This is a genomic window from Comamonas terrigena NBRC 13299 (assembly GCF_006740045.1).
Taxonomy (GTDB): Bacteria; Pseudomonadota; Gammaproteobacteria; order Burkholderiales; family Burkholderiaceae_C; genus Comamonas; species Comamonas terrigena.
The window spans coordinates 4,453,481-4,479,793 of the sequence record NZ_AP019749.1; the positions used below are offsets into that span (position 1 = coordinate 4,453,481).

Consider the following 26,313-nt stretch of genomic DNA (forward strand, 5'->3'; position numbering starts at 1 on the left):
GCGAAACGAATAGGGGTAAACCCTCAACCTTTGCCACAACCAAGTACGTACTCACCTTCTCCAGAAAGAAGGTGTTAGCAGCGCCAGAAAACTCAGTATTTCCAGCCGCCCCAGCAGCATGCCCAGGGTACAGACCCAGACCTGGAAGTCATTGAGCACCGCATAGGTGGACGAGGGCCCAATGCTACCGAGTCCCGGGCCCGTGCAGTGCACACTGGCGACCACGGCAGAGAATGCGGTGATTGGATCCAGATCGCTGAGCATCAGCAGCATGCTCAGCACAATGATGGTGCCGCCATACACCAGCATAAAGGCCAGCACCGAAAAAATCATGCGGTGGTCCACCACGCTGCGCCCCAGCAACACCGGCTGGACGGCACGCGGGTGCACCAGGCGCGTCAGCTCCAGCCGCGCCTGCTTCACCAGGATCAGCATGCGCACCATCTTGATGCCGCCGCCGGTCGACCCGGCGCTGGTGGCCACGCCGGACAGGAAGAGCATGAACACCGGCGCGAACACCGGCCAGGTCAGGTAGTCGGCCGTGGCAAAGCCGGTGGTGGTGGCCACCGATATCGTGTTGAACACCCCGTAGCGCAATGCATCCACCGGGCCATACACGCCCTTGACCCACAGCAGCAGCGCCACCAGCAGGCCGCTGCCCAGCAGCACGCCGAGGGTGGCACGCATTTCCGGGTCCTGCCAAAAGCCGCGCCAGTGCCCTTTGCGCAGGGCCACGAAGTACAGCGCGAAATTGCAGCTGGCCATCAGCATGAACACCAGCGTAATGCCTTCGATCACCGGCGAGTTGTAAAAACCCAGGCTCGCATCGTGCGAGGACAGCCCGCCCAGGCTGACCGTGGTGAACATGTGCATCACCGCATCCAGCGGTGTCATGCCCGCCAGCCAGAAGGCCAACGCGCAGCTGATAGAGAACACGGCATACACGCCCCACAGCCCTTTGGCCGTCCCTGTGATGCGCGGCGTGAGCTTGGTGTCCTTGACCGGGCCCGCGGCCTCGGCACGGAACAGCTGGCTCCCCCCCACGCCGAGCAGCGGCAAGATGGCCACGGCCAGAATCAGGATCCCCATGCCGCCCAGCCATTGCAGAAACGTGCGCCAGATGTTCAGGGACACGGGCAGCGCATCCAGCCCGGACAGGACGGTGGCACCCGACGTGGTCAACCCGGATACGGCCTCGAAATAGGCATGGGTGAAGGACAGCGACCGCCCCAGCTCCGCATAGGCCAGCTGCAGCGGCACGCTGGCGCACAGTGGTAGAAAGACCCAGACCAAAGTCACCAGAATCACGCCATGGCGTGGCTGCAGCTCTCTGCGGTAACGCTCCATGCAGGCCCACAGCAGGGCGCCGGCCAGCACCGTGCCGCCCAGCGACCACAGCCAGACCAGCCACATGCCATCGCGCAGAAACCAGGACACTGCCAGCGGCAGCCCCATGGACAGGCCGAACATCACCATCAAAGCGCCCAGCAGGCGCAGAACGGGTAACAGGTCACGCATGGCGGCCTCGGTCCGATCAGAAGAAGGTGGCGCTCACGCGGAACAACTTCTCCACGTCTTGCACCAGGCGCTTGTTGGGCAGGAAGAAGACCACGTGGTCATTGCTCTCGATCACCGTGTGGCTGCGCGGAATGATGACCTGGGGCTCGCCTGCCACGGTCTCGGACGGGTCCGCGGCATGTTCGCCCTGCTCCGGCAGGCCGCGCACGATCAGGCCGATGTGCACCTCCGGCGGCAGCTTCAGCTCCTCCACCCGGCGGCCCACCACGCGCGAGCTCTTGCGGTCGCCGCGGGCCACAATCTCCAGCGCCTCGGCCACCCCCCGGCGCAGGCTGTGCACGGCCTGCACATCGCCCCGGCGCACATGGGCCAGCAGCTCGCCCAGCATGGCCTGTGCGGGGGACAGTGCAATATCAATCTGCGTGCCGTGCATCAGATCCGCATAGGTGCGGCGGTTGATCAGCGCCAGCACCCGCGTGGCGCCCAACCGCTTGGCCAGCAGACAGGCCATGATGTTGTTTTCATCGTCGTTGGTCAGCGCCAGGAACAGGTCCACATCTTCGATGCTTTCATCGTCGAGCAGATCCTCGTCGGTGGCATCCCCCTGCAGCACCAGCACGTCCTCGGGCAGCGATGCGGCCAGCTCCATGCAGCGCTGGGGGTTCATTTCGAGGATCTTGATGTGAAAGCGTCCTGGCTCCTGGGCCAGCTGCGCTGCCAGCCGCTGGCTCACGCGCCCGCCGCCGGCCATCATGATGCGCCGCACCGGCCGCGCCGGCTGGCCGGCGGGGCGGTGCATGGCCGCCAGGATTTCCGGCAGGTTTTCCCTGGCAGACAGTATGAAGACTTCATCACCCGGCTCGATCAGCGTGCTGCCATCGCAGCGCACAAAGCGATCGGGTTCGTCGGCAAAGCGCCGGTAGATGGCCACGATGCGCAGCCCCATTTCGGGGTTGTGCAGCCGCAGTTCACCAATACGCAGACCGACGGCCGCAGCCCCCATGCGTGCCCGCACCGATGCCAGACAGGCACGGCCGCCGGCAAATTCGCGCACCTGCAGCGCCTCCGGGTATTCGGTGAGCTTGCCGATGTAGCGGGTCAGCGAGGCTTCGGGGCAGATGATGGCGTCCGCGCCCAGGCCATCCTTGCCTAGCACCACATCGTCGGCGCCAAAGCTGGACGAGCGCACCCGCGCAATGCGCGTGGGGATGTTGAACAGCAACTGCCCCAGCTTGCAGCACACCAGATTGGTCTCATCCAGCGCGGCGCAGGCAATCAGCAGGTCGGTGTCGGCCGCACCGGCCTCGGCCAGCACCTGCGGGTCGATGCCGCTGCCCACCACGCCGCGCAGGTCGAACCGACCTTCCAGATCGCGCAGCCGCGTGGCATCCGTGTCGATCACGGTGATGTCGTTGCGCTCCGAGACCAGGCTTTCGGCCACGCTGTACCCCACGCGGCCGGCTCCCAGGATGATGATTTTCATGCTGCGCTGTTGATGGTTGTGACGGTGTGTGCCAGGCCGCCCCGGCACGGGAGGCGACTTTAGCCGCGCACCTGGCCTTCGCCCAGCACGATGTATTTGAGCGAGGTCAGGCCTTCGATGCCCACCGGCCCACGCGCATGGAACTTGTCGGTGCTGATGCCGATTTCGGCACCCAGCCCGTACTCGAACCCGTCGGCAAAGCGCGTGCTGGCATTGACCATCACGCTGGCGGAATCCACCTCGCGCAGGAACTGCTGGGCGTGCATATGGTCCCGCGTCAGAATGGCTTCGGTGTGACCGCTGGAGTAGCGGTTGATGTGGGCAATGGCCTCGTCCACACCGGCCACCACCTTCACGCTGATGATGGGAGCCAGGTATTCCTCGCTCCAGTCCTGCTCGGTCGCCGCCACCAGCTTGGCGTCGGGCACCTGCTGCAAAATGGCCAGCGCTTCGGCATCGCCGCGCATCTCCACCCCCTTGGCCGCGTAGATGGCGCCGATCTGCGGCAGAAAGTCCGCCGCCACGCCACGCGCCACCACCAGGCTTTCGCTGGCGTTGCAGGGGCTGTACTTCTGGGTCTTGGCATTGTCGGCCACGGTCACGGCCATGGCGATGTCGCAAGGGTCGTCCACGTAGGTGTGGCAATTGCCGTCCAGGTGCTTGATGACCGGCACCTTGGCCTCGCGGCTGATGCGCTCGATCAGGCTCTTGCCGCCGCGCGGGATGATCACGTCCACATACGCGGGCATGGCGATCAGATGGCCCACGGCCTCCCGGTCGGTGGTCTGCACCAGTTGCACGGCGTTTTCCGGCAGGCCGGCTTCGAGCAGGGCCTGGGCCACCAGCCGGGCCAAAGCCTTGTTGGATTCGATCGCTTCCGAGCCGCCCCGCAAGATGCAGGCATTGCCGCTCTTGATCGACAGGCTGGCCGCTTCAATGGTCACGTTCGGGCGGCTTTCGTAGATCATGCCGAACACGCCGATGGGCACGCGCATCTGGCCCACCCGGATGCCGCTGGGCATCTGCTTCATGCCGAGGATCTCGCCAATCACATCCGGCATGGCTGCCAGCTGTTCGCAGCCCTGGGCGCAGGTCTCCAGCACCTTGGGGGTCAGGCGCAGGCGGTCCACCATCGGGGCCGACAGGCCGTTGGCCACAGCACGCTCCAGGTCCTTGGCGTTGTCGACCTGCAGCGGCTCCACCTGCTCCCGCAGCAGACGGGCCAGGGCCAGCAAGGCCTTGTTTTTCACAGCAGCGTTCGCCCGTGCCATCTGGGCGGAAGCCACTTTTGCTTGCAGACCCAGGGTCTGCATGGTTTCGGCAATATTCAGCGCGTTCATGCCCCGATTCTCGCCGAGTTGCCCGCCCAGGGGGTGGAATGCACGGCCATGCCCTGGGGGCGCAGTGCAGGACCTACACTGCTGCGACCATTGACCCCGCCTTGCGGCGCCTGCCATGCACTCTGCTCCCCCCGACACCCTTCTGGCTGCCCAGCAACTGGCGCAGCTGCGCACCGGCTTTGCCCAGCTGGCGCAGCAACAGCTGTCCGCCGCGGCACTGGGTGCCCAGGCCCGAGCCAGCGGTGCCCTGCTGACCACCCTGCCCCCGCGCTATGCCGAGGTACTGCTGAACCTGCTGGACCGGCTGGAGGCCAGCGCACTGTTTTCCGAGGAAAGCTGCTCCTTCAGCCAGAAAGATCTGTTCGACACACTGGAACAATGGGCCGACAAGGCCCAGGCACGGCTGGCAGCGGGGACCTGAGCCAGCGCCTGCAGCTTCTGCGCCGACACCCTGGACCCTGGCCGCCGCCTTACGCGCACCGGAGGCAGCGCGCCGTCAACGGGCCGCCGGGCGCTGTCCTTGCGCGGTCTGCACCAGGTCCATCGCCAGCCTGCGCAGCGCCTGCCAGCCATCCTGCGGCCAACCGGGTGCCGGCAGGCCTTTGATGATGCCGTCCACCACATGGGCGGAATGCAGCAGCCGGGCAGCGGCAGCATCGCTCAGGCGCGGCAGGATGCGCTCGAACAGGCGCTCCTTCACGCCCCAGATGCGCTGCGCCCGCAGTGCCATTGGCAGCGGCTGGCCGTTTGCCATGGCATCGCGCACGCGCTTGAGGGCCCGGATATCTTCGGCCAGCGTCCAGTGCACCAGCACCTCGGCCGCGCCTTCGGCCTGCAGACCGTCGAGCATGCGCACCACGCGCGCCAGCTGTCCGGAGAGCACCGCCTCGGACAGCTTGAAGACGTCGTAACGCGCCACATTCAGCACCGCCTGTTCGACCTGGGCCAGGCTCAGCTCCCCCTGGGGGTAGAGCAGACCCAGCTTCTGGATCTCCTGGTGGGCCGCCAGCAGATTGCCTTCCACCCGGTCGGCAAAGAACTGCAGCGTGCGCTGCCCTTCCTCGCCCGACACCACGCGCTGACCCTGCTGGGCCAGGCGCTGGGCAATCCACGGCGGCAGCGTGCCCCGTTCGATGGTGTCGATCTGCACCGTCACCCCATGGGCTTCCAGCGCGGCGAACCAGGCACCGCTCTTGGTCTGCTTGTCCAGGCGCGGCAGGGTGACGATGGTCAGGGTGTTGTCGTCCTGCGCCGCCTGGGCAGCCAGTTGCTGGATGGCAGCGCTGCCGTCCTTGCCCGGTTTGCCGGACGGGATGCGGATTTCCACCATCTGCTTGTCGGCAAACAGGCTCAGCGAACCGCCTGCCGCCAGGACCGCACTCCAGTCGAAATGCGCACCCGCCACGGTGTAGACGCTGCGTTCGGTGTGCCCCTGCGCGCGCGCCGCCGCCCGAATCGCATCGGCCGCCTCCTGCTGCTGCAGCGGCTCGTCCCCATGCAGGGTATAGAGCGGACGCAGCCCTTTTTGCAGGTGCGCCCCCAGCTGGTTGAACGCCAGTTGCATGGACCGCCGATCAGGATGCGGCCGTCGGCTGGGCCGAGGACAGACGCCGCATCACCTGCTGCACCAGGTCAGACTGCATGGTTTTGTACAGCACGGCGGCTTCTTGCTCCTTGGCCAGCGCCAGGTTTTCGTCGTAGCTCAGGTCGCGCTCCAGCTCCAGCTCGGTGGGTGGAATCCACTCCACACCATCTGCGCCGGTCAGGCTGAACGTCATGCGGTAGCGCAGCGTCAGCTCGCGCACCTGGCCGGCCGCGTTCTTGCTGATGATGATGCGGTCATTGCGCTCGCCCAGCAGCTTCCAGACCACCTGGGCCTCGTCCGGGCGCCGCGGTGCCCGCAGCACCTTGAGCTTGTCTCCGGCCGTGGCCAGGTTGCGTTCCAGCTCGCGTGCAAATGCGGAACGGCCGTCCGCCTGCAGATAGATGGAGGTGAATTGGAATTCCGGCACCCCGCGCAGGCGGAAGCCGCAGGCCGACACCAGCGGTGCCAGTGCCATCAGGGAAAGCAGCGTGCGCTTGCGCATGGGGGCTCCTTCTCGCTTTGTATCGCGTCAGACGACGACGTTGACCAGACGGCCCGGCACCACGATCACCTTCTTGGGTGTCGCACCCAGGATGAATTTCTGTGCCTCCTCGTTGGCCAGGGCCACCGCTTCGATCTGCGCCTTGTCGGCTGCCGCCGGCACCAGGATGGAGCCGCGCAGCTTGCCGTTGACCTGCAGCATCAGCTCCAGCTCATCCTGCACCAGGGCCGATGCATCCACCTGGGGCCAGGCGGCATCCAGCAGATCGCCCTGCTTGTTGGCGTAGCCCAGCTCGCTCCACATCACATGGGTCAGGTGCGGAGTGGCGGGGTAGAGCACGCGCAGCAGGATGCCAAAGCTTTCAATCACGGCGATCTGGCCGTCGGCCGTGTCCGTGGCCTTGAAGCTTTCCAGCGCGTTGATCATCTTCATCGCGCCCGACACCACGGTGTTGTACTGCATGCGGCTGTAGTCGTATTCCACCTGCTTGAGCACGGTGTGAATCTCCAGGCGCAGGGCCTTGGCATCCTTGCCGAACTGCACCTGCGACAGATCCGTCAGGCCGCTGGTGGCCTCCTGCGCGGCCGCGTAGTCCAGCTCGAGCAGCTTGTGGCCGAAGTTGTAGACGCGGCGCAGGAAGCGGTAGCTGCCTTCCACACCGGCATCGTTCCACTCCAGCGTCAGTTCGGGCGGGGCCGTGAACATGGTGTACAGGCGTGCCGTGTCGGCGCCGTACTTCTCGATCAGCTCCTGCGGATCGATACCGTTGTTCTTGGACTTGGACATGGTGCCCACGCCCTCGTAGTCGATGGCCGTACCCACAGGCAGCATGCCGTCGGCACTGTCCACCGCGTTCTTGAGCTTGGCGCCGATGACCTTGCCGCCTTCGTCCAGCACATGCTCGACATCCTTGGGCCAGAAGTATTCCTTGGCGCCCTTGGCGGTGCGGCGGCTGTAGATGTGGTTGAGCACCATGCCTTGCGTGAGCAGCTTGGTGAAGGGCTCGTCGATCTTGAGCAGGCCCAGATCGCGCATGACCTTGGTCCAGAAGCGTGCGTACAGCAAGTGCAGGATGGCGTGCTCCACGCCACCGATGTACTGGTCCATGGGCATCCAGTAGTCGGCGCCGCCGGCCACCATCTGCTCGCTGTTCTTCGCGTCGCAATAGCGCATGAAGTACCACGAACTGTCCACAAAGGTGTCCATGGTGTCGGTTTCGCGGCGGGCAGGCTTGCCGCAGCAGGGGCAGACCACACCGGCGTGGAAGGCTTCGCTCTTGACCAGCGGGTTGCCGGAGCCATCGGGCACCAGATCCTGCGGCAGCACCACAGGCAGGTCTTTTTCCGGCACCGGCTGGGCACCGCAGTCTTCGCAGTGAATGATGGGGATGGGGGTGCCCCAGTAACGCTGGCGGCTGATGCCCCAGTCGCGCAGACGCCAGGTGGTCTTGAGCTCGCCCAGGCCCTTGTCGGCCAGCACCTTGGCCACGGCCTGCACGCCGTCCTGGTGGTTCAGACCATCGAACGCGCCGGAATGGATGAGTACGCCGCGTTCCTTGTCGCCGTACCAGTCGTGCCAGGTCTTGCTGTCGTACGCATCCTGGCCCGCCACGGTCACCACCTGCTGGATGGGCAGGTTGTACTTGTTGGCAAAGGCGAAATCCCGCTCGTCATGGGCAGGCACGCCCATCACGGCACCATCGCCATAGCTCATCAGCACATAGTTGCCGATCCACACCTCGACTTGCGCGCCAGTGATGGGGTGGGTGACGAACAGGCCGGTGGGCTTGCCTTCCTTTTCCTTGACGGCCAGTTCCGCCTCGGTCGTGCCGCCCTTCTTGCATTCTTCAATGAAGGCAGCCAGTTCGGGCTGGGACGCCGCGGCATGCTGGGCCAGCGGGTGTTCGGGCGCCACCGCGCAGAAGGTCACGCCCATGACGGTGTCGGCACGGGTGGTGAAGACGAACATCTTGCCGTCCTGGATCAGCTGGCCGTCCGCGCCCTGGATGGTGTGGGTGAACGCAAAGCGCACACCGGCCGACTTGCCGATCCAGTTTTCCTGCATCAGGCGCACCTTGTCGGGCCATCCGGTCAGGGTGGCCTTGTCGTTGCCCATCTGCACATGGTCCAGCAGCTCTTGCGCGTAGTTGGTGATGGCCAGGTAGTAGCCCGGGATCTCGCGCTTTTCCACCAGCGCGCCGGTGCGCCAGCCGCGGCCGTCGATCACCTGCTCATTGGCCAGCACGGTCTGGTCCACCGGGTCCCAGTTCACGGTCTGGGTCTTGCGGTAGGCCACGCCCTTTTCCAGCATCTTCAGGAACAACCACTGGTTCCACTTGTAGTAGTCGGGGTCGCAGGTGGCGATCTCGCGGCTCCAGTCGATGGCCAGCCCCATGGCCTGCATCTGCTTTTTCATGTACGCGATGTTCTCGTACGTCCACTTGGCAGGCGGCACCTTGTTCTTCAGCGCAGCGTTCTCGGCAGGCAGACCGAATGCATCCCAGCCCATGGGCATCAAGACGTTGTAGCCCTTCATGCGCAGCTGGCGCGAGAGCATGTCGTTGATGGTGTAGTTGCGCACGTGGCCCATGTGCAGCTTGCCGCTGGGGTAAGGCAGCATGGAGCAGGCGTAGTACTTGGGCTTGCTGTCGTCTTCGGTGACGCGGTAGGCGTCCTGTGCGGTCCAATGGGCGTGCGCGGCGCGCTCCACCTCGATGTGGTTGTATTTGTCTTGCATGGAACTGGGGGTTGGTGCTGCAGTCACAATACTGCCTTCGCCCGGATTTTAGGCTGTGGGCGCATCCCCCTCGCTGCACTGGGCGACAGGCCCTGCCGCCGGCACTGCCCGGCACCGCGCCCCTCCCCCCGTTTTTGACCCTGCAGGCCCCGCCGTCACCGGCCCCGGGCCGATTCTGGCTTTTCGTGACCTTGACCGATTTTTCCTTCTACACCGAGCTCGCACCGCGCTACCAGGCCGCCGTGGGCCTGTGCCTGCTGGCCGTGCTGGCCTTCGCCCTGCGCCTGGTGATCCAGGGCGTGCTGCTGCATTTTGTGCGCCTGTGGCGCAAGACCCTGCCCGCCACCAGCTGGACCCAGATCCTGCTGCACGACCATGTGCTGGTCCGGCTGGCCAAGATCGTCCCGTCGGTGGTGATCCAGATCGGCATCGACGCCGTGGCGCAGTTGCCCGCCCCGCTCAGCCAGACCATCGGCAACTTCGCCACCGCCTTCACGGTCTACCACCTGGTGCGTGCCGTGGCGGAGCTGCTCAACGAGATCAATGCCGCCCACGACCGGCATGACGGCCCCAAGGCCACGCACACCCATTCCATCAAAAGCTATGTGCAGCTGGGCAAGCTGGTGGCCTACATCCTCGGCGCGCTGCTGATCGCGGCCGCCATCCTGAACCGCTCGCCGCTGCTGCTGCTGTCCGGCCTTGGCGCCATGTCGGCCGTGTTGATGCTGGTGTTCAAGGACACCATCATGTCCTTTGTGGCGGGCGTGCAGATCGGCACCAACGACATGCTGCGCGTGGGCGACTGGATCGAAATGCCCCAGGTGGGGGCCGACGGCTTCGTGGTGGACATTGCACTGAACACCGTCAAGGTGCAGAACTTCGACAAGACCATCACCACCATCCCCACCTGGAAACTGATGAGCGACAGCTTCAAGAACTGGCGCGGCATGGCCAATTCGGGGGCGCGCCGCATCATGCGCGCCCTGCCCCTTGACGCCAGCACCGTGCACCTGCTGACCCCGTCGGAGCGCAGCCAGCTGAAGCACATCCCGCTGCTGCAGGACTACTGGCATGCCGAACGCGGCCTGTTGCCCATTCCCAGCGGCATGGAGACCAGCCTGCCGCTGGCCCCGGTGCCCCCCGACCAGGTGACCAATCTGGCTGCCTTCAAAGCCTATGCCTATGCCTACTTGGTGGCCCATCCCGGCATTGCCAAAGGCCCGGGCATGTTCCTGCTGGCCCGCACGCTGGAGCCGACCCCTACCGGCCTGCCGCTGCAGCTGTACTGCTACACCGCCACCACCGTGTGGCTGGAGTACGAAACCATCCAGGGCGCCATCTTCGACCACCTGATCGGCATGCTGCCGCAGTTCGGCCTGCAGCTGTACCAGCGCTCTTCGGACTTCGGCAGCCGCCAGCTGGCCAGTGCGCTCAACGCGCACTGAGCGGAGCCAGAGCACCGCGCACGCTGCGTTCCGGGCGGTCTACGGCGCCGCAGCCGGTACCGGTTGCGCCACAAAGCCGATGCGGCCCAGCCCTGCCGCGTGGGCCCAGCCCATGACCTGCACCACGCGGCCATAAGGCACGGCAGTGTCGGCTTTCAGCTGCAGCTCGGCCTGCGGGTCCTGGGCGGCGAGGGCGGCCAGCCGCTGGCGTACGGTCGCCTCATCCACCGCCTCCGCGCCGATGTGCAGCGCGCCCTGGGCGTCCAGCTCCAGCGCCAGCGACGGGGTCTGCGCTGGCGGTGCGGCCTTCACCCCCTCGGCCTGGGGCAGCTGCACCCGCAATGTGGCCGCCAGAATGGGGGCAGCCAGAATGAAGATCACCACCAGCACCAGCATCACATCCACCAGCGGCGTGACATTGATGCCGGCCACCGGCTGTGCCTGGGTCCGGGAAGCAAAGCGTCCGAATGCCATGGCCGCCCTTCAGCGCGCCCGGCGGCGCTGCCCGCATGCACCCGCCGTTCGGGCTGTCGTTCTCCTGCCCACGTCACACCACGCTGCGCAGGCCGGGGAAAGGTGCCGCAGGCCGTTCACAAAGGCGCTCATCGCCTGTCCGCAAAATGCGCATGCAAATCGTGTGCAAAGCCGTCCAGTGCTTCGTCCAGCAGGGCGATGCTGCGGCCAAACAGGTTGTAGGCCAGCGCGGCAGGGATGGCCACCGCCAGACCGGCAGCGGTCATCACCAGGGCCTCGCCCACCGGCCCGGCCAGCTGGTCCAGCGACACCTGCTGCACGCCGGTCAGCGCCGCCAGCGCATGGTGAATGCCCCAGACCGTGCCCAACAGGCCCACAAAGGGCGCCAGCGCGCTGATGGAAGCCAGCATGGTCTGGCCCCATTGCAGACGCGCGCCCACCTGCTGCAACGCGACACGCAGATGGCGCATCAGCCGGTCCCCCTGCGCGGACTGGCCCGCCAGGGTAGCCTCTGCCGATGCTTCGGTCCGTGCCGTCTGCACCGCCTGCACCAGGGGCAGCAGCCAGGGTCCCTGCTTTTCCAGCAGCCCCCGGGCAAAGGGCAGATCGGCAGCCTGCCAGAACGCATCCATGGCCTGCGGTGCCTGGCGACGGCGGCGCACCAGCCCCACCAGCTGCACCAGAATCACCACCCAGCTGGCCACGGACATGGCCAGCAGCAGCACCGCCGTGCCCCGGGTGACCGCGTCACCTTGCGCCAGCCATTGCCAACGTGCGTCCATAAGCAGCTCCTGGAAGAGTGAAGGTGGGGCCTGGGTGCTCAGCGCAGGCTGAGCACGTCGAACATGTCGAACTGGCCGCTGGTCTTGCCGGCCAGAAAACGTGCTGCACGCAGGCTGCCCTGGGCATAGCCGGCGCGGCTACTGGACTTGTGCGAGATTTCCACGCGCTCGCCCGTGCCGGCAAACAGCACGGTATGGTCACCCACGATGTCGCCACCGCGCACGGTGGCAAAGCCGATGGTGTCGGGCTTGCGCTCGCCGGTGTGGCCAAAGCGCTCGTACACGGCGCGGTCGGCCAGCTGGGTACCCTGGGCTTCGGCAATCACCTCGCCCATTTTCAGCGCCGTACCGGAGGGTGCATCCACTTTGTGCTTGTGGTGGGCTTCGATGATTTCGATGTCATAGCCACCTTCCTGCAGCGCCTTGGCCGCCATTTCCAGCAGCTTGAACGTGACATTGACGCCCACGCTCATGTTCGGCGACAGGATGACCGCCGTCTTCTGGGCATGGACGGCGATTTCGGCCTTCTGCGCATCGCTGAAGCCGGTGGTGCCGATCACCAGCTTCACCCCCAGCTCGGCCGCCACGGCCAGGTGGGCCAGCGTGCCTTCGGGGCGGGTGAAGTCGATCAGCACATCGGCCTTGGCCAGAGCGGTGCGCACATCGCTCTCGATCAGCACGCCGGTGGCCTTGCCAAGGAAGGCGGCGGCGTCCTGGCCCAGGCCGGGGCTGCCGGGCTGGTCGAGTGCGGCGGCCAGCTGGCAGTCACCGCTGGCCAGCACGGCCTCGATCAGCATATGGCCCATGCGGCCGGATGCGCCGGCAATGGCCACGCGCAGCGAAGAAGGGGAAGAAGCGGTCATGGTGAAACAGCGGGATTCAGGGCGGGGCCGCGTACGGCCGGGGGTTCCTATGGCAAAAGGGCCGCTGGTGCGCATGGCTGCGCGGCGACCCTTTTCAATTCATGGCACGGCAGTGCCGGCGTGAGCCGGTGGCCGCCCCGTGGGCATCAGCGGGCCGGCGCATCCAGGCGCGGGTAGGCCGTGGTGCTGGCGGGCGTTGCCGGCGCAGCATCGGCCACCGCGGTGTCGGCCGTCTTCTTGACCGGGTAGCGGGCCAGCTGGGCCTCGGTGGCTTCGAGCTGGGGCACCTTGATGTTGCCCATCTTCTTGCCCAGCGAGGCCACGAATTCGTCTTCGGAGGGCATCTCATCGCCTTCGGCGCGGTCAAACTGGTCACCGTTGAAGAACACGGTCAGCTTGCGCGTCTGGGGATCGACCTTGGCGCGCTTGAGCGTGAACACGTATTCCCAGCGGTCGGCGTGGAACACGCTGGTCACCAGCGGCGTACCCAGGATTTCCCGCACCTGCTGGCGGCTCATGCCGGGCTGCAGGGCAGCGACCTGCTCCTTGGAAACGAAGTTGCCCTGCACCACGTCCACCTTGTAGGGGGTGATGACGCTGGCAACACTGCGCGAGGCACTGTCGAAGCTGCCGCAAGCGGCAAGCAGTCCGCCCAGCGACAGGGTCATGAGCACAGAAACACAACGGCGGGCTTTGGCATGCATGGGTAATGGCTACGGGATATGATCCGAACCATTGTAGCGGCAGGTTCCGGGAGGAGCCCCAGGTGCACCGCCACCCCGCTGCAAGGGCCATTCCTGCCGCCGCTGGCGCACCGTCCGTCCACGGTCGCCAGGCCAACCAGAGACCCAGACATGAAAAACATCGACGAGCTCAAAAGCACGGGCCTGAAAGCCACCCTGCCCCGCCTGAAGATTCTGGAGATCTTCCAAACCGGCAAGCAGCGCCACATGACGGCCGAAGACGTGTTCCGCGTGCTGCTGGACGAACGTTCGGACATCGGTCTGGCCACGGTCTACCGCGTGCTGACCCAGTTCGAACAGGCCGGCATCCTGCTGCGCAGCAACTTCGAAAGCGGCAAGGCCGTCTACGAGCTGAACGAGGGCCAGCACCACGACCACTTTGTCTGCACCAGCTGCGGCAAGGTCGAAGAGTTCTATGACCCCGAGATCGAAAAGCGCCAGCAGCTGATCGCCAACCAGATGGGCTGGTCCATCCAGGACCACTCCATGTCGCTGTACGGCCAGTGCGCCGACTGCTCCAAGAAAGGTGCACAGCGCTGAGGTCTGACGCGATCTTTACCTGCTGATGCAAAAAGGCGCTCCACGGAGCGCCTTTTTTTGTGTCCCAGAGCTGAGACACCCTGCGGATCTGGCCCGGCTTACTCGATGCCGCGCTCCATGGCACGGCGGTGGCGGTCCACGAACTCCTGGTAGGTGTCAATGCCCCGCAACTGCAGGATGGTGTTGCGCACGGCGGCTTCCACCAGCACGGCGATATTGCGACCGGCCACCACCTGGATGATCACCTTGAGCACCGGCACGCCCAGCACATCCTGTGTCAGCGGCTCCTGGGGCAGGCGCTCGTAGTCGCGCTCCATGGTTTCCTTGCGCACCAGGTGCACGATCAGCTTGAGGCGCATCTTGCGCCGCACCGCCGTCTCGCCAAAGATGGCACGGATGTCCAGCAGGCCGATGCCGCGCACTTCCAGCAGGTTCTGCAGCAGATCGGGGCACTTGCCTTCGATCGTGGTCTGGTTGATGCGAAACAGGTCCACCGCATCGTCGGCCACCAGCCCGTTGCCACGGGTGACCAGTTCCAGTCCCAGCTCGCTCTTGCCCAGGCCGGATTCGCCGGTGATCAGCACGCCCATGCCCAGAATGTCCATGAACACGCCGTGCATGGTGGTGCGGTCGGCAAAGTGCTTGGACAGGTAAGCGCGCAGCACGTCGATCACAAAGGCCGCAGCCTCGTGCGTGGCGAACATGGGGATCTGCGCGCGCTCGCACATCGAGATCAGCGCCTGCGGGGCCTGCTGGCCATCGGCCAGCACCAGCACCGGCGGCTCCAGCGTGACGATGCGCGACACCCGGCGGGCACAGTCCTCGGGCGTGGCATTGGTCAGGTAGGCGACTTCGCGCTCACCGATCACCTGCACCCGGTAGGGATGGATGTAATTCAGGTAGCCGACCAGATCGGCGCCGGAGCGGGCCGAGCGCACGGCCATTTCATCGAAACGGCGCTCGGAAGCTCCCAGGCCTGCCAGCCATTCCCAGCGCAGGCTTTCGCGGAAAGCCTCGAACAGGCGGTCGGCGTTGACGGCGGTGGGCTTCACAGGCTCAGGCGGCGGGGGAAGAGGCGGCCGACTTCCAGTCGGCAATCAGGCCGTACAGCTCTGCGGCGTCGGTGCAGGCCACCAGGCGCTGGCGCAGGGCCGAATCGCTGAGCAGCTCGGCGATCTCGGACAGGATTTCCAGATGCTGCTGCGTGGCCGCTTCCGGCACCAGCAGGAAGATCAGCAGGCTGACAGGTTGCTCGTCGGGCGCATCGAAACCGATGGCGCGCGCCATCTGGAACACGGCCGCCATCGGCGACTTCAGACCCTTGATGCGGCCATGGGGAATGGCCACGCCATGACCCAGACCGGTCGAGCCCAGGCGCTCGCGGGCGAACAGGCTGTCGGTGATGAGCGCGCGGGACAGACCGTGCAGGCTTTCAAACAAAAGCCCTGCTTCTTCGAAAGCGCGCTTCTTGCTGGTGGCGTCCACGCTCACAAGGACTTGTGCGGACGGCAGGATGGAGGCTAGACGGTTCATGTAGGAAGAATTATGCACCGGGTGGCCCGATCACGGCACATGCCCCCCAGTCGCGCAAAAAGAGCCGCGCGGGGCGGCTCCTCTGTGGTGAAAAGGTCGGTGTCAGGCTGTTGCAAGCGCACTGAGGTCACGTTTCGCCGCTTCCCCTCGCCGCTCCTGCAGGCGGGTCTTGTGTTTGACGACCTTGCGGTCCAGCTTGTCGATCAGCTCATCCACGGCCGCATACAGATCGAAGTGGGAACTGCCGGCATACAGATCATTGCCTTTGACGCGCACATTGCATACGGCGCGCTGGCGCTTGTCCTTTTCGCTCTGGTTGTGTACCGAAAGCAAGACCTTCACGTCGATCACTTGGTCAAAGTGGCGCAGCACGCGCTGCAGTTTTTCCATGACGTAATTGCGCAGTGCGGGGGTGACATCCAGATGGTGCCCGCTGATGGTCAGGTTCATAAACCAGCCTCCTGTGGTCTCAAAGTCCAGATTGCCTTCCGACAGGCTGAAGAACCTGCCGGAGGCGTTCGGCGGTGAATGCGCATTCGTCTCGCTTGGAGCCCACTGTGCGCGATCTGCACCGGGAAATCAACGGCATACCGCCACATCCCGCTGGGGAATGGGGGTGGTGCTGACCGACCGCCGGAATGGGCGCACAATAAGTCGTTTTGATGAAAATCCCGACAGACGGCAGCACGCGCTGCTGTCCACCGACCCTGCCCAGGAAGGCATCCGACACGCCCGGTGTGGATGTGGTCTTCCACCCGGCACAGCCCGGCGTCGGCACGTAGAATTCCGCCCTGGCACCGCCTTGCTCCCAGAGCAGCGTCCCGAGCCCGCCCCTATTCCCAGTGACCCCCATGACCACCCAGTCCAGCCCTTCCGCCCTGCACACCTCCAATATCCGCTCGCTGCCCCTGCTGGCACGCGGCAAGGTCCGTGACAACTATGCCGTGGGCGATGACCGCATCCTGATGGTGGCTTCCGACCGTCTGTCGGCTTTCGACGTGATCATGGGCGAACCCATCCCCGGCAAGGGCGTGCTGCTGACGCAGATGGCGCTGTACTGGTTCGACAAGCTGGGCCATATCTGCCCCAACCACCTGACCGGCGACCGTCCCGAATCCGTGGTCACCGCCGATGAAGTCAAGCAGGTCGAGGGCCGCTCCATGCTGGTCAAGCGCCTCAAGCCCGTGCTGATCGAAGCCGTGGTGCGTGGCTACCTGGCCGGCAGCGGCTGGAAAGAGTATCAAGAGTCGCAAGCGGTCTGCGGCGTGAAGCTGCCCGCTGGTCTGGTCAACTCGGCCAAGCTGCCCGAACCCATCTACACCCCCGCCGCCAAGGCCGAAATGGGTGACCACGACGAAAACATCACCTACGAGCGCACCGTCGAGATGGTGGGCGAGCCACTGGCAGCGCAAATCCGCGATACCGCCATCCGCATCTACAAGGAAGCGGCCGAGATCGCCCTGACCAAGGGCATGATCATTGCCGACACCAAGTTCGAATTCGGCCTGACCGAAGACGGCACCCTGGTGCTGATGGACGAGGTGCTGACCCCCGACAGCTCGCGCTACTGGCCCGTGGAAGGCTATGCCGACGCCCTGGCGGCCGGCGCCAACCCCCCCAGCTACGACAAGCAGTTCGTGCGCGACTGGCTGGAACAGGCCCAGGTCAACGGCAAGGCCTGGGACAAGACCGCTCCCGCGCCCCGCCTGCCCCAGGATGTGATCGCCAAGACCGCCGCCAAATACCATGAAGCGCTGGAACGCCTGACGGCCTGATCGCTGTGCCTGCGGCGCACCCCCGGTGCGCGCAGTCCCTCCTCACAGAACGCCTGGAGTGCGTCTGCGTGCGGTGTCAGAGATCGCCCTCTCTGAACGCCTGCCCCGGATGCGCCAGGCGTTTTGCTTGCGGCAGCGGCCTGGAAAGCCCCGCCTCCAGGCACCGCCCACCCTGCCACGTAGTAAGCGGTTAATACCCGCCACCCTGCCCGTCTGCCTACCATGGTCGCCGCCCCCACAGCAGGGGCGCACCACCACACACAGGAGACAGACATGGCAGGCAAGAAAATTCTGATGATTTGCGGCGACTACTGCGAGGACTACGAAACCATGGTCCCCTTCCAGACGCTGCAGGCGGTGGGCCACACCGTGCATGCCGTCTGCCCCGACAAAAAGGCCGGCGACCACATCAAGACCGCCATCCACGACTTCGAAGGGGCCCAGACCTACAGCGAAAAGCCCGGTCACAACTTCACCCTGAACGCCAGCTTTGCCGAGGTGAAAGCCGAGCAGTACGACGCCCTGGTCATCCCCGGGGGCCGCGGTCCCGAATACCTGCGCAACCACGCTGACGTGCTGGCCGCCGTGCGCCACTTCTTTGACGCCGGCAAGCCCGTGGCCGCCGTCTGCCATGGCGCCCAGCTGCTGGCCGGCGCGGGCGTGCTCAAGGGCCGCACCTGTTCGGCCTACCCGGCCTGCAGGGCCGAGGTGGAACTGGCCGGTGGCCGCTACGCCGACATCGCGGTGGACCAGGCCCATACCGAAGGCAATCTGGTCAGCGCCCCCGCCTGGCCAGCCCATCCCGCGTGGATGGCGCAGTTCCTGGCGCTGCTGGGCACCCGCATCAGCCACTGAGGCGATTTCCGGGCCGGTTGCCCCTCACCGCACCAGCGCGGCCGGCGCCGGGGCGCCGCCGTGTCGCTCCGGCCCCCAGCCCTCCTCCCCGCAACCCCGGATGGACGCCTGCCCTGTCGCCCCCTAGGATGGCCCGGCCACCTGCATTTCCGGGAATCTTTCCATGTGCCAAGTCTTTGTCAGCGCCGACCCGCAGCTCTATGCCCACCGCGCCCGCTCCATCCGGTTGCATGGTGTGGCCACCAGCATCCGGCTGGAGAACCTGTTCTGGCAGGTACTGGACGACATTGCCACGCGCGACGGCTTCACCGTTCCCCAGCTGTGCACCAGGCTGTACGACGAACTGGTGGCCGAGCGCGGGACGGTGGACAACTTCACCTCGTTTCTGCGCGTGTGCTGCACCCGCTACCTGGCGCTGCAGCTGTCCGGCGAGATTCCGCAGGATGTGCACATCCCCATCCGCTCGCTGACCGTGGGCCCCAGCGGCCTGGAACGCCATCCGGGCCGCACCGCGTTGCGCCACTGAAAGCCTCCCTTCCGCTACGGCGCGGCATGGGGGCGTTGGTGCACACGCGGTCTGGCGTTGGCGACGCGTACGGACACTGCCAGCCCTTCTGCGCCCGCCCCCGCCATCCGGCACGGTGGGCACCGCATGGCCCAGGCTAAAACAGATGTTTTACTCATTAACAAAATAGAAAACATTATTTTCAGAAATATCAAATGATTTCTACAGTGGCGTCCATTGACATTCCAAGCCGAAAGACGCCCCATGACTGCCCGCGAAGCCCCGCTGTTCACCCCCGACACCCTGCCCCTGCTGCTGGCCGGCCAAGGCATTGACGCTCCCGCGGCCCAGGCCGCCGTGCAGGCCGGTCTGCAGGTGCTGCAGGACTTCATGCGCACCTTCAACGCCCGCGATGCCCTGGCCTGGGCCCAGGTGATGAACTACCCCCATGTGCGCCTGGCGGGCGACCAGGTCATCGTCTGGCACAACGCCGCCGACTACGCCGCCGCCAACGACCTGACACCGCTGGCCAACACCGGCTGGGCCTACAGCCGCTGGGACTTCATCCGTCCCGTGCAGGCCGATGCCACCAAGGTGCACTTTGCGCTGCAATTCACCCGCTATGACGCCCAGGACCGTGCCCGGCAATCGTTCCAGGCCCTGTACGTGGTCACCTTGCAGGATGGCCACTGGGGCGTGCAGTCGCGCTCCAGCTATGCCGGCGTGCTGACACCCGGCGCTGCCTTCTGAAAAGGGAGCACGCCATGCCCACTTCCACTGCCGTGTCCCGTCGCAGCTGGCTGCACAGCGCCCTGGCCGCCAGCACTGCCTTCACCACGGCCGGCCTGGGCCTGCCGCTGGCGGCCCACGCCGCCCAGGCCAAGGCCGCTGCGGCCTACCCGGTCCGCCCCGTCAAGGTGGTAGTGCCCTATCCGGCCGGCGGCGTGATCGATGTCACGGCCCGCGCCGTCACCGACGCCCTGGCCCAGCGCTGGGGCCAGCCCGTGATCGTGGAAAACCGCCCCGGTGCCAACGGCAACCTGGGCGCCCAGGCGGTGCACCAGGCAGCCGCCGATGGCTACACCCTGCTGATCGGCTCCACCTTCACCGTCATCAACCCGCTGACGGACAAGACCACCCGCTACCGCACCAGCGACTTTGTGCCTGTGGCCAGCATCGGCAGCACGCCCAATGTCTGGGTCGTGCCCGCCAGCGCGCCCTGGCGCACGCTGCAGGACTTCATCACCCAGGCCCGCCAGCAACCCGGCGCCTTCAATGTGGCCAACCCGGGCCAGGGCAGCTCCAACCACCTGGGGCTGGAGCGTCTGGCCGCCAGCGCCGGCATCCAGATCACCCAGGTCAACTACCAGGGCCAGCCCCCTTTCATCACCGACCTGGCCAATGGCCAGATCCACATCGCCCCGCTGACCGCCACCCTGGCACTGCCCCATATCCAGAGCGGCAAGCTGCGTGCCCTGGCCGTGAGTGCCCCCACCCGCCTGCCGGCGCTGGCCCAGGTGCCCACGCTGGCCGAGCTGGGCCTGGGGGACGCCACCGTGGTGCCGTGGAGCGGCTTCATGGCCCCGGCCGGCACGCCGGCGGCGCTGGTCACCCAGCTGCAGGCGGCGATTGCCGAAGTGCAGGCCCAGCCCGCCGTGCTGCAGCGCTACGCCACCTTGCAAGCCCAGGTACCCGAGCGCCCGCAGGACTTTGCCCAGCTGGTCCAGCGCGAGCAGCAGCGCTGGTCCGCCCTGCTGGGTGCAGCGGTCAAGACCGCCAGCGCCCCGTGACCGCTGCGTGAGCCGCCACCCCAGCAAAAAGGCCACCCGAAGGTGGCCTTTTGACAGGGCCAGGGCCCACAGGCGTCAGTTCAGCGCCATGCTCAGACGGCGGCGGTAGCTGTTGACCAGGGCCGTGGCCTCGTCCTGCTCCGCGCCGCCCTTGCCCACCAGCTCGATGCCACCGGCGGTCTTGCCGGGCACGGCGTCCTGCTTCTTGGGCTTGGGCGGAGTCAGCAGCTCCAGAATGCCCACGTACAGCTTGCGCGCAGCCTGGCCGTTCCAGTCCTTGTCGCGCATGATGATTTCCAGCAGCTCGTCCATGGACGCCGTCCACTGGCCTTCGGCAGCCAGGATGCGGGCCTTGGCAAAGCGGGTGTCAAAGTCGCGCTTGTTCTGGGCAATGGCGGCATCGAACTGCTCCACGGGCCAGTTGCCGCGCTCATCCTGCTGCACAAAAACCATGCACTGCAGCCACTGGTTCAGCGCTTCGAAGCGCAGGACCTGGGGAATGCGCTTGAGCGGCTCCATCATCAGACTGGCGGCCTCTTCATAGCCACCAGTGGCGATCAGCAGGCGCACATAGTCAAAACGGGCATCGTCATTGGTGGGGTCGGCGGCAAGGGCATCGGCCAGCTTGCCCAGCGCGGCCTGCGTGTCCCCGGCTTCCAGCATCTGCTGGGCCTCGTCCACCTCGGCTTCGGCCTGCAGCTCGCCCTCGCTGGGCAGGTGCTTGTCCAGGAAGTCGCGCACCTGGCCTTCGGTCTGGGCCCCCATGAAACCGTCCACCGGGCGACCGCCGATCATCAGGATGCAGGTCGGCACGCTGCGGATGCCGAACATGCCGGCGATCTGCTGGTTGGCATCCACATCCACCTTGGCCAGGGTGAAGCGGCCGGCGTATTCCACCTCCAGCTTCTCCAGCGTGGGCACCAGCGTCTTGCATGGGCCGCACCAGGTGGCCCAGAAATCCACCAGCACCGGCGTCTGCATGGAGGCGGCAACCACCTCGGTTTCAAAATTTTCAATGGTGACGTCAATCATGTGGTTCCCAATGTCCGAATGCGGGGTACGGCGTGCGTACGGTGTGTCTCTACGGGTGCGGCCTGCGGGGCAGGCCACGGGGTCTCCGGCTGCGGTGCGCACCGCCTGCGCAGCGCGCAGCACACCATGCAGCGATTCTCTCCGCAAACGCGGCACACGCCTGCGAAGGCCTGCGAAGGCCTGCGAAGGCCTGCGAAGGCCTGCGAAGGCCTGCGAAGGCCTGCCGCCCGAGCGTGCACTGCTGCATGACAGCTGTACACATGGGAGCGGTTGCGGCCTTCTTCAAGGGGCGCCGTGTGCACCGCCACCCGTCCCCACTTGTCACACCGGGCGCCGATAGCTCCGCTTTTCAGAGCACCGTGCTCCGCGCCAGTGACCACACCCCGTGCCGGACGCGGTGACCCGGGCGGTGCACACGCGGCCGGCGGGGACCGTCCCTACGCCCGGCTATGCCCCGTGCAGGGCCACAGCTATGGCGAAACCGTAAAATCAGGGGTTCCACTAGGCCGGGCGGCAGTGCCCCGAAGAACATGAACCCCATCCAAGTTGGCGTGGTCATGGGTTCCAGCAGCGACTGGGACACCATGCAACACGCAGTTGCCATCCTCCAGCAATTCGGTATCGCGTTTGAAGCGCAGGTCGTCTCGGCCCACCGCATGCCGGACGACATGTTCCGCTTCGCCGAAGCCGCTGCCGACCGCGGCCTCAAGGCCATCATCGCCGGTGCCGGCGGCGCAGCCCACCTGCCCGGCATGATTGCCGCCAAGACCACGGTGCCCGTGCTGGGCGTGCCCGTGGCCAGCCGCCACCTGCAAGGCGTGGATTCGCTGCACTCCATCGTCCAGATGCCCAAGGGCGTGCCCGTGGCTACCTTTGCCATCGGCAACGCTGGCGCTGCCAACGCGGCCCTGTTCGCCGTGGCGCTGCTGGCCAACGAGGATGCGGCACTGCGCAAGCAGCTTGACGCCTTCCGCGCCGAGCAGACCGAAGCGGCCCGCAACATGACCCTGCCGGTGAACGCATGAGCGCCAGCGACACGCACGTGATCCTGCCCGGCGCCACGCTGGGCGTGCTGGGCGGCGGCCAGTTGGGCCGCATGTTTGCCCACGCGGCCCAGGCCATGGGCTATTTCACCGCCGTGCTGGACCCGGATGCCACCAGCCCTGCCGGCCGGGTCAGCCACCACCATGTGCGCACCGGTTACGAGGACGCACAGGGCCTGGCCGAGCTGGCCACGCTGTGCGCGGCCGTGACCACCGAATTCGAGAACGTGCCCGCAGCGGCCCTGAACCGGCTGGCCGAAAGCCTGCCCGTCTCGCCGGCCGGCGCCTCGGTCGCGATTGCCCAGGACCGCGCGGCCGAAAAAGCCCACTTCGTGAAGTGCGGCGTGCCCTGCGCCCCCTATGCCGTGATCGAAACGGCCGCCCAGCTGGCTGCCGTCAACGACGCGCTGCTGCCCGGCATCCTGAAGACGGCCCGCATGGGCTACGACGGCAAGGGCCAGATCCGGGTCAAGACCCGGGCCGAACTGGCGGCCGGCTGGGACGAGCTGGGCCAGGTGGCCTGCGTGCTGGAAAAAATGCTGCCGCTGGCGCACGAATGCTCGGTCATCGTCGCGCGCGGCCGCAATGGCGACATCGTCAACCTGCCGGTGCAGCGCAATCTGCACCGCGACGGCATTCTGGCCGTGACCGAGGTGTATGCCGGCAACCTGCCCGCCGCACAGGCAGAGCAGGCGATCGCCGCGGCCAAGTCGGTGGCCATCGGTCTCGATTACGTGGGCGTGCTCTGCGTGGAATTCTTTGTGCTGGACAACGGCCAGCTCGTGGTCAACGAGATCGCCCCGCGCCCGCACAACAGCGGCCACTACAGCCAGAATGCCATGGATGTGTCGCAGTTCGAGCTGCAGGTGCGCTGCATGACCAACCTGCCCCTGGTGCAGCCGCGCCAGCACAGCGCCACCGTGATGCTGAACCTGCTGGGCGATCTGTGGTTCACGCAGGGCGAAACCGCCAAGTCCCCCGCCTGGGACCAGGTGCTGGCACTGCCCGGCACCCATCTGCACCTGTACGGCAAGGTCGATGCCAAGCGCGCCCGCAAGATGGGCCACCTGAACATCACCGCGGCCACGCCCGACCAGGCGCGTGACACCGCGCTGCAGGCAGCCGCCATCCTCGGCATTGCGCCTTTTTAAGGAACACACGTGATTCTGGATGGAACGCTGGACGCCTCGGTCCAGGCTGCGGCTGCGGCACTGCAACGCGGTGAACTGCTGGGCCTGCCCACCGAGACGGTCTATGGTCTGGCCGCCGACAGCGACAACGACGCCGCCGTGGCCCAGATCTTCACCGCCAAGGGCCGTCCGGCCAACCATCCGCTGATCGTGCATGTGGCAGACAGCGCGGCCATCACCCGCTATGCCAAGGAAGTGCCGGTCTTTGCACAGCAACTGATCGACGCGTTCTGGCCCGGCCCGCTCACCCTGATCCTGCAGCGCCTGCCGGGCGCCGCCAAGGCCTCGACCGGCGGACAGGACAGCGTGGGCCTGCGCTGCCCGTCGCACCCGGTGGCCCACGCCGTGCTGGCGGCCTGCCAGCAGCTGAACCCGCCGGTCTGGGGCGTTTCCGCCCCCAGCGCCAACAAGTTCGGCCGCGTCAGCCCCACCACGGCCGACCATGTCGCCACCGAATTCGGGGATGCGCTGCTGGTGCTCGATGGCGGCGCCTGCGAAGTCGGCATCGAGTCGACCATCGTGGACTGCACGCGCGGCGTGCCCGTGCTGCTGCGCCCCGGCGCCATCACACGCGACGATATCGAGCGCGCCTGCGGGCAGCGCCCTCTCTCGAAAGAGGAACTGACGGCGGACACCCCGCGCGCCTCAGGCACGCTGCTGGCCCATTACGCGCCCAATGCCAAGGTGCGGCTGATGGATGCGGCTAAGCTGCAGCAGGCCCTGGATGGCCTGGGGCCGGAGGCAGGCCAGCTCTGCGTCTACCACCGCAGCGCGCTGCGTTCGACGGCGCCCGGCGTCACGCTGCACGCCATGCCCCGCCAGGCGCTGGCCGCTGCCCAGGAGCTGTTCGGCACGCTGCGTGACTTTGACGCACTGGGGGCCCAGTTCATCTGGATCGAAACCCCACCCGACAGCGCCGACTGGGAAGGCGTACGCGACCGGCTGCAGCGCGCGGCCGCAGCCGGCTGATCCACCGCATCCCGGGTCCTGGGCGGCCCGGTGCCGGTGTCAGCCGTCCTGCCTGCCTCGGGTGTCAGCGCGGCGCGGCCGCCGTGACGGCGCCACTGTCCCGTGCCACCCAGTCCACCAGCGCGTCCAGCGCCGGGCGGGCGGCACCGGCATTGGCGTGGTTGACGAAGGCCACCAGCACATAGCGCTTGCCGCTGACCCCATCCACATAGCCGGCCAGCGCATTGCTGTCGCGCAGCGAACCGGTCTTCAGGTGGGCGGAGGCCTGGGCCTTGCTGCGGCGCAGCGTCCCGTCCACGCCGGCAATGGGCAGCGAGGCCACGAACTCCGGCATCACCGGCGACAGCCAGGCACTCTGCAGCATGCGGCCCAGCGCGTGGGCGCTGATGCGCGACTCCCGGCTCAGGCCGGCACCGTTGTCCACCACCGGCCGCTCGGCCACACCCCAGCGGCTGCTCCACCAGCGGGCCACGGCCTCGTTGGCGGTCTGCATGCTGCCCACGCCGGCCTGCTCCAGCCCCAGCGTCAGGAACACCTGCTGAGTCATCACGTTGTTGCTGTATTTGTTGATGTCGCGCACCACCTCGCCCAGCGCAGGCGATTCGGCCACAAAGGCCGGGCTGAGACCGGCGGGCACACGGCCTTCGCGCACCACGCCGCCGAGCTTGCCGCCCAGCTCGCGCCACATGCCTTCCACCGCCCGGGCCGCGAACTGCTGCGGATCGGCCGGGGCAATGGACCACACCTTGTCGCCGCAGCTGGCCGGGTACTGGCCCGCAAAGCCCATGCGCGCCGGATCGGCCCAGTCGCCTTGCAGCGCGCTGCGCCAATCCCCGCAGTCGGTGCCCACCGGCGCCAGCGGCACGGTGGCCTGCTGCTGCACGCCCGCCAGCGGAGGCTCCCACTGCACGCGGGCCACACCGGCCCGGGCATCGGGCACCAGCGTCATCACGGCGGATTTGTAGTTCAGCAGCAATGCATCGGGCGCCACGTTGTAGGGCCGGAAAGGTTCGCCATCGAAGGCGGCCGCATCGTGGGCCGGCAGGGCAAAGGCGCTGCGGTCCAGAACGATGTCCCCCGCAATCGACTTCACCCCCATGCCCTGCAGGCGGCGCAGCAGCAGCCACAGCCGCTCCATCACCAGCTTGGGGTCGCCCCGGCCCTGCAGGTAGAGATGGCCTTGCAGGCTGCCGTTGCCGATACTGCCGTCCAGGTACACCGGGGTGCGCCAGACATAGGCCGGCCCCAGCAGGTCCAGTGCCGCATAGGTGGTGACCAGCTTCATCACCGACGCCGGGTTCATGGCTTCGCGCTCGCGCCAGACCAGGCGCGGGCTGCTGCGGCCTTCGGCCTCGGCCACATAGAAGGACACCGCCTCGCGCGGGATCTTGGCGCGCTGCAGTGCCGCGTCGACCACGGCTGGCAGGGCCATGGCACGGGCAGAAGTCGCCGGCGGTGCAACCACCGGGGAGGAAGGCGCCGCCGCCTGCGCCACGGCCAGCACCGGCAGGACGGCCAGCGCACCGGCGGCGGTCAGCCGGCACATGGCGCGGACACCGCGCCCAGGGTCAGAAATTCGCATGGCCCGCAGTCTAGTGCCTGCGCACCGA

Annotated in this window: 26 protein-coding genes; 11 read left to right on the plus strand and 15 right to left on the minus strand. The window is 66.7% G+C overall.

Features of this window, described 5'->3' with window-relative positions; all coding sequences use genetic code 11:
* Window positions 1–51 precede the first annotated feature (51 nt).
* From CT3_RS20160 to CT3_RS20170, 3 genes are read right to left on the minus strand one after another with little or no spacing between them, the layout of a single operon-like run.
* Window positions 52–1,518, minus strand: a complete 1,467-nt coding sequence (locus CT3_RS20160; RefSeq protein WP_066537870.1) for a TrkH family potassium uptake protein — start codon at window positions 1,516–1,518, stop codon at window positions 52–54.
* A gap of 16 nt (window positions 1,519–1,534) precedes the next feature.
* Complete coding sequence (gene trkA, locus CT3_RS20165; protein ID WP_066537871.1) at window positions 1,535–3,001, minus strand: Trk system potassium transporter TrkA; 1,467 nt, start codon at window positions 2,999–3,001, stop codon at window positions 1,535–1,537.
* Window positions 3,002–3,060: 59 nt separating this feature from the next.
* Window positions 3,061–4,341 carry a glutamate-5-semialdehyde dehydrogenase gene (locus CT3_RS20170; RefSeq protein ID WP_066537873.1) on the minus strand — a complete coding sequence of 427 codons (1,281 nt, stop codon included), beginning with the start codon at window positions 4,339–4,341 and terminating at the stop codon, window positions 3,061–3,063.
* Between the two features lie 115 nt (window positions 4,342–4,456).
* Here CT3_RS20170 and CT3_RS20175 point away from each other — a divergent pair, with 115 nt between their 5' ends.
* Window positions 4,457–4,762, plus strand: coding sequence for a hypothetical protein (locus CT3_RS20175; protein ID WP_066537876.1), 306 nt, complete (start codon window positions 4,457–4,459; stop codon window positions 4,760–4,762).
* Window positions 4,763–4,837: 75 nt separating this feature from the next.
* Here CT3_RS20175 and holA read toward each other — a convergent pair whose 3' ends face one another.
* Genes holA through leuS form a run of 3 tightly spaced genes read right to left on the minus strand, consistent with a single transcriptional unit; the run spans window position 4,838 to window position 9,164 of the window.
* Complete coding sequence (holA, locus tag CT3_RS20180) at window positions 4,838–5,905, minus strand: DNA polymerase III subunit delta (protein ID WP_066537879.1); 1,068 nt, start codon at window positions 5,903–5,905, stop codon at window positions 4,838–4,840.
* A gap of 10 nt (window positions 5,906–5,915) precedes the next feature.
* Window positions 5,916–6,428 carry an LPS-assembly lipoprotein LptE gene (locus CT3_RS20185; protein WP_066537881.1) on the minus strand — a complete coding sequence of 171 codons (513 nt, stop codon included), beginning with the start codon at window positions 6,426–6,428 and terminating at the stop codon, window positions 5,916–5,918.
* Between the two features lie 27 nt (window positions 6,429–6,455).
* A complete protein-coding gene (gene leuS, locus CT3_RS20190; RefSeq protein ID WP_066537888.1) occupies window positions 6,456–9,164 on the minus strand; it encodes a leucine--tRNA ligase in 2,709 nt (902 codons plus the stop codon).
* A 191-nt stretch (window positions 9,165–9,355) separates the two neighbouring features.
* Between leuS and CT3_RS20195 the strand changes: the two genes are divergently transcribed.
* The gene (locus CT3_RS20195) at window positions 9,356–10,609 is read left to right on the plus strand and encodes a mechanosensitive ion channel family protein (protein WP_066537891.1); all 1,254 of its coding nucleotides are present in this window, start codon (window positions 9,356–9,358) and stop codon (window positions 10,607–10,609) included.
* Between the two features lie 39 nt (window positions 10,610–10,648).
* On the opposite strand, the gene CT3_RS20200 is transcribed toward CT3_RS20195, so the two are convergent.
* The 4 genes from CT3_RS20200 to CT3_RS20215 all read right to left on the minus strand — a co-directional run bounded on the left by CT3_RS20200 (window position 10,649) and on the right by CT3_RS20215 (window position 13,432).
* Window positions 10,649–11,083 carry an ExbD/TolR family protein gene (locus CT3_RS20200; RefSeq protein ID WP_066537894.1) on the minus strand — a complete coding sequence of 145 codons (435 nt, stop codon included), beginning with the start codon at window positions 11,081–11,083 and terminating at the stop codon, window positions 10,649–10,651.
* Window positions 11,084–11,211: 128 nt separating this feature from the next.
* A complete protein-coding gene (locus CT3_RS20205) occupies window positions 11,212–11,865 on the minus strand; it encodes a MotA/TolQ/ExbB proton channel family protein (protein WP_066537897.1) in 654 nt (217 codons plus the stop codon).
* A 38-nt stretch (window positions 11,866–11,903) separates the two neighbouring features.
* The gene (dapB, locus tag CT3_RS20210) at window positions 11,904–12,728 is read right to left on the minus strand and encodes a 4-hydroxy-tetrahydrodipicolinate reductase (RefSeq protein WP_066537900.1); all 825 of its coding nucleotides are present in this window, start codon (window positions 12,726–12,728) and stop codon (window positions 11,904–11,906) included.
* A 146-nt stretch (window positions 12,729–12,874) separates the two neighbouring features.
* A complete protein-coding gene (locus tag CT3_RS20215; protein WP_066537903.1) occupies window positions 12,875–13,432 on the minus strand; it encodes an outer membrane protein assembly factor BamE in 558 nt (185 codons plus the stop codon).
* Window positions 13,433–13,582: 150 nt separating this feature from the next.
* Between CT3_RS20215 and fur the strand changes: the two genes are divergently transcribed.
* Entirely contained in the window at window positions 13,583–14,011 is a 429-nt protein-coding gene (fur, locus tag CT3_RS20220; RefSeq protein ID WP_066537912.1) for a ferric iron uptake transcriptional regulator, read from the plus strand.
* 98 nt (window positions 14,012–14,109) lie between these two features.
* On the opposite strand, the gene hprK is transcribed toward fur, so the two are convergent.
* The 3 genes from hprK to hpf all read right to left on the minus strand — a co-directional run bounded on the left by hprK (window position 14,110) and on the right by hpf (window position 15,994).
* Entirely contained in the window at window positions 14,110–15,063 is a 954-nt protein-coding gene (hprK, locus tag CT3_RS20225) for an HPr(Ser) kinase/phosphatase (protein ID WP_066537922.1), read from the minus strand.
* 4 nt (window positions 15,064–15,067) lie between these two features.
* Window positions 15,068–15,544 (minus strand): PTS sugar transporter subunit IIA, encoded by a 477-nt coding sequence (locus CT3_RS20230; protein ID WP_066537931.1) that lies wholly within the window; start codon window positions 15,542–15,544, stop codon window positions 15,068–15,070.
* Window positions 15,545–15,646: 102 nt separating this feature from the next.
* Window positions 15,647–15,994, minus strand: a complete 348-nt coding sequence (hpf, locus tag CT3_RS20235; RefSeq protein ID WP_066537933.1) for a ribosome hibernation-promoting factor, HPF/YfiA family — start codon at window positions 15,992–15,994, stop codon at window positions 15,647–15,649.
* Between the two features lie 401 nt (window positions 15,995–16,395).
* Here hpf and CT3_RS20240 point away from each other — a divergent pair, with 401 nt between their 5' ends.
* From CT3_RS20240 to CT3_RS20260, 5 genes are all read left to right on the plus strand, one after another.
* Window positions 16,396–17,319, plus strand: coding sequence for a phosphoribosylaminoimidazolesuccinocarboxamide synthase (locus CT3_RS20240; RefSeq protein ID WP_066537934.1), 924 nt, complete (start codon window positions 16,396–16,398; stop codon window positions 17,317–17,319).
* A 273-nt stretch (window positions 17,320–17,592) separates the two neighbouring features.
* The gene (locus CT3_RS20245) at window positions 17,593–18,174 is read left to right on the plus strand and encodes a DJ-1/PfpI family protein (protein WP_066537935.1); all 582 of its coding nucleotides are present in this window, start codon (window positions 17,593–17,595) and stop codon (window positions 18,172–18,174) included.
* Window positions 18,175–18,337: 163 nt separating this feature from the next.
* Window positions 18,338–18,700 carry a ribbon-helix-helix domain-containing protein gene (locus CT3_RS20250; RefSeq protein WP_066537937.1) on the plus strand — a complete coding sequence of 121 codons (363 nt, stop codon included), beginning with the start codon at window positions 18,338–18,340 and terminating at the stop codon, window positions 18,698–18,700.
* Between the two features lie 243 nt (window positions 18,701–18,943).
* A complete protein-coding gene (locus CT3_RS20255; RefSeq protein ID WP_066537939.1) occupies window positions 18,944–19,429 on the plus strand; it encodes a hypothetical protein in 486 nt (161 codons plus the stop codon).
* 14 nt (window positions 19,430–19,443) lie between these two features.
* Window positions 19,444–20,469 (plus strand): tripartite tricarboxylate transporter substrate binding protein, encoded by a 1,026-nt coding sequence (locus CT3_RS20260; RefSeq protein ID WP_066537942.1) that lies wholly within the window; start codon window positions 19,444–19,446, stop codon window positions 20,467–20,469.
* A gap of 75 nt (window positions 20,470–20,544) precedes the next feature.
* On the opposite strand, the gene trxA is transcribed toward CT3_RS20260, so the two are convergent.
* Window positions 20,545–21,501 (minus strand): thioredoxin, encoded by a 957-nt coding sequence (gene trxA, locus CT3_RS20265; protein ID WP_066537950.1) that lies wholly within the window; start codon window positions 21,499–21,501, stop codon window positions 20,545–20,547.
* Window positions 21,502–22,031: 530 nt separating this feature from the next.
* Between trxA and purE the strand changes: the two genes are divergently transcribed.
* From purE to CT3_RS20280, 3 genes are read left to right on the plus strand one after another with little or no spacing between them, the layout of a single operon-like run.
* Entirely contained in the window at window positions 22,032–22,526 is a 495-nt protein-coding gene (gene purE, locus CT3_RS20270) for a 5-(carboxyamino)imidazole ribonucleotide mutase (protein WP_066537955.1), read from the plus strand.
* Window positions 22,523–23,695: a 5-(carboxyamino)imidazole ribonucleotide synthase gene (locus CT3_RS20275; RefSeq protein WP_066537959.1), complete on the plus strand. Its 1,173-nt coding sequence runs from the start codon at window positions 22,523–22,525 to the stop codon at window positions 23,693–23,695. The genes purE and CT3_RS20275 overlap by 4 nt, the downstream gene beginning before the upstream one ends.
* A 9-nt stretch (window positions 23,696–23,704) precedes the next feature.
* Window positions 23,705–24,703, plus strand: coding sequence for an L-threonylcarbamoyladenylate synthase (locus tag CT3_RS20280; protein WP_066537962.1), 999 nt, complete (start codon window positions 23,705–23,707; stop codon window positions 24,701–24,703).
* 64 nt (window positions 24,704–24,767) lie between these two features.
* On the opposite strand, the gene dacB is transcribed toward CT3_RS20280, so the two are convergent.
* Window positions 24,768–26,285 carry a D-alanyl-D-alanine carboxypeptidase/D-alanyl-D-alanine endopeptidase gene (gene dacB / locus CT3_RS20285; RefSeq protein ID WP_227657839.1) on the minus strand — a complete coding sequence of 506 codons (1,518 nt, stop codon included), beginning with the start codon at window positions 26,283–26,285 and terminating at the stop codon, window positions 24,768–24,770.
* Window positions 26,286–26,313: the final 28 nt, after the last annotated feature.

Coding starts and splice junctions, on each gene's coding strand:
- CT3_RS20160 (WP_066537870.1), bottom strand. CDS start 1,518: ATGCGTGACCTGTTACCCGTTCTGCGCCTGCTGGGCGCTTTGATGGTG.
- trkA (WP_066537871.1), bottom strand. CDS start 3,001: ATGAAAATCATCATCCTGGGAGCCGGCCGCGTGGGGTACAGCGTGGCC.
- CT3_RS20170 (WP_066537873.1), bottom strand. CDS start 4,341: ATGAACGCGCTGAATATTGCCGAAACCATGCAGACCCTGGGTCTGCAA.
- CT3_RS20175 (WP_066537876.1), top strand. CDS start 4,457: ATGCACTCTGCTCCCCCCGACACCCTTCTGGCTGCCCAGCAACTGGCG.
- holA (WP_066537879.1), bottom strand. CDS start 5,905: ATGCAACTGGCGTTCAACCAGCTGGGGGCGCACCTGCAAAAAGGGCTG.
- CT3_RS20185 (WP_066537881.1), bottom strand. CDS start 6,428: ATGCGCAAGCGCACGCTGCTTTCCCTGATGGCACTGGCACCGCTGGTG.
- leuS (WP_066537888.1), bottom strand. CDS start 9,164: ATGCAAGACAAATACAACCACATCGAGGTGGAGCGCGCCGCGCACGCC.
- CT3_RS20200 (WP_066537894.1), bottom strand. CDS start 11,083: ATGGCATTCGGACGCTTTGCTTCCCGGACCCAGGCACAGCCGGTGGCC.
- CT3_RS20205 (WP_066537897.1), bottom strand. CDS start 11,865: ATGGACGCACGTTGGCAATGGCTGGCGCAAGGTGACGCGGTCACCCGG.
- dapB (WP_066537900.1), bottom strand. CDS start 12,728: ATGACCGCTTCTTCCCCTTCTTCGCTGCGCGTGGCCATTGCCGGCGCA.
- CT3_RS20215 (WP_066537903.1), bottom strand. CDS start 13,432: ATGCATGCCAAAGCCCGCCGTTGTGTTTCTGTGCTCATGACCCTGTCG.
- fur (WP_066537912.1), top strand. CDS start 13,583: ATGAAAAACATCGACGAGCTCAAAAGCACGGGCCTGAAAGCCACCCTG.
- CT3_RS20230 (WP_066537931.1), bottom strand. CDS start 15,544: ATGAACCGTCTAGCCTCCATCCTGCCGTCCGCACAAGTCCTTGTGAGC.
- hpf (WP_066537933.1), bottom strand. CDS start 15,994: ATGAACCTGACCATCAGCGGGCACCATCTGGATGTCACCCCCGCACTG.
- CT3_RS20240 (WP_066537934.1), top strand. CDS start 16,396: ATGACCACCCAGTCCAGCCCTTCCGCCCTGCACACCTCCAATATCCGC.
- CT3_RS20245 (WP_066537935.1), top strand. CDS start 17,593: ATGGCAGGCAAGAAAATTCTGATGATTTGCGGCGACTACTGCGAGGAC.
- CT3_RS20250 (WP_066537937.1), top strand. CDS start 18,338: ATGTGCCAAGTCTTTGTCAGCGCCGACCCGCAGCTCTATGCCCACCGC.
- CT3_RS20255 (WP_066537939.1), top strand. CDS start 18,944: ATGACTGCCCGCGAAGCCCCGCTGTTCACCCCCGACACCCTGCCCCTG.
- CT3_RS20260 (WP_066537942.1), top strand. CDS start 19,444: ATGCCCACTTCCACTGCCGTGTCCCGTCGCAGCTGGCTGCACAGCGCC.
- trxA (WP_066537950.1), bottom strand. CDS start 21,501: ATGATTGACGTCACCATTGAAAATTTTGAAACCGAGGTGGTTGCCGCC.
- purE (WP_066537955.1), top strand. CDS start 22,032: ATGAACCCCATCCAAGTTGGCGTGGTCATGGGTTCCAGCAGCGACTGG.
- CT3_RS20275 (WP_066537959.1), top strand. CDS start 22,523: ATGAGCGCCAGCGACACGCACGTGATCCTGCCCGGCGCCACGCTGGGC.
- dacB (WP_227657839.1), bottom strand. CDS start 26,285: ATGCGAATTTCTGACCCTGGGCGCGGTGTCCGCGCCATGTGCCGGCTG.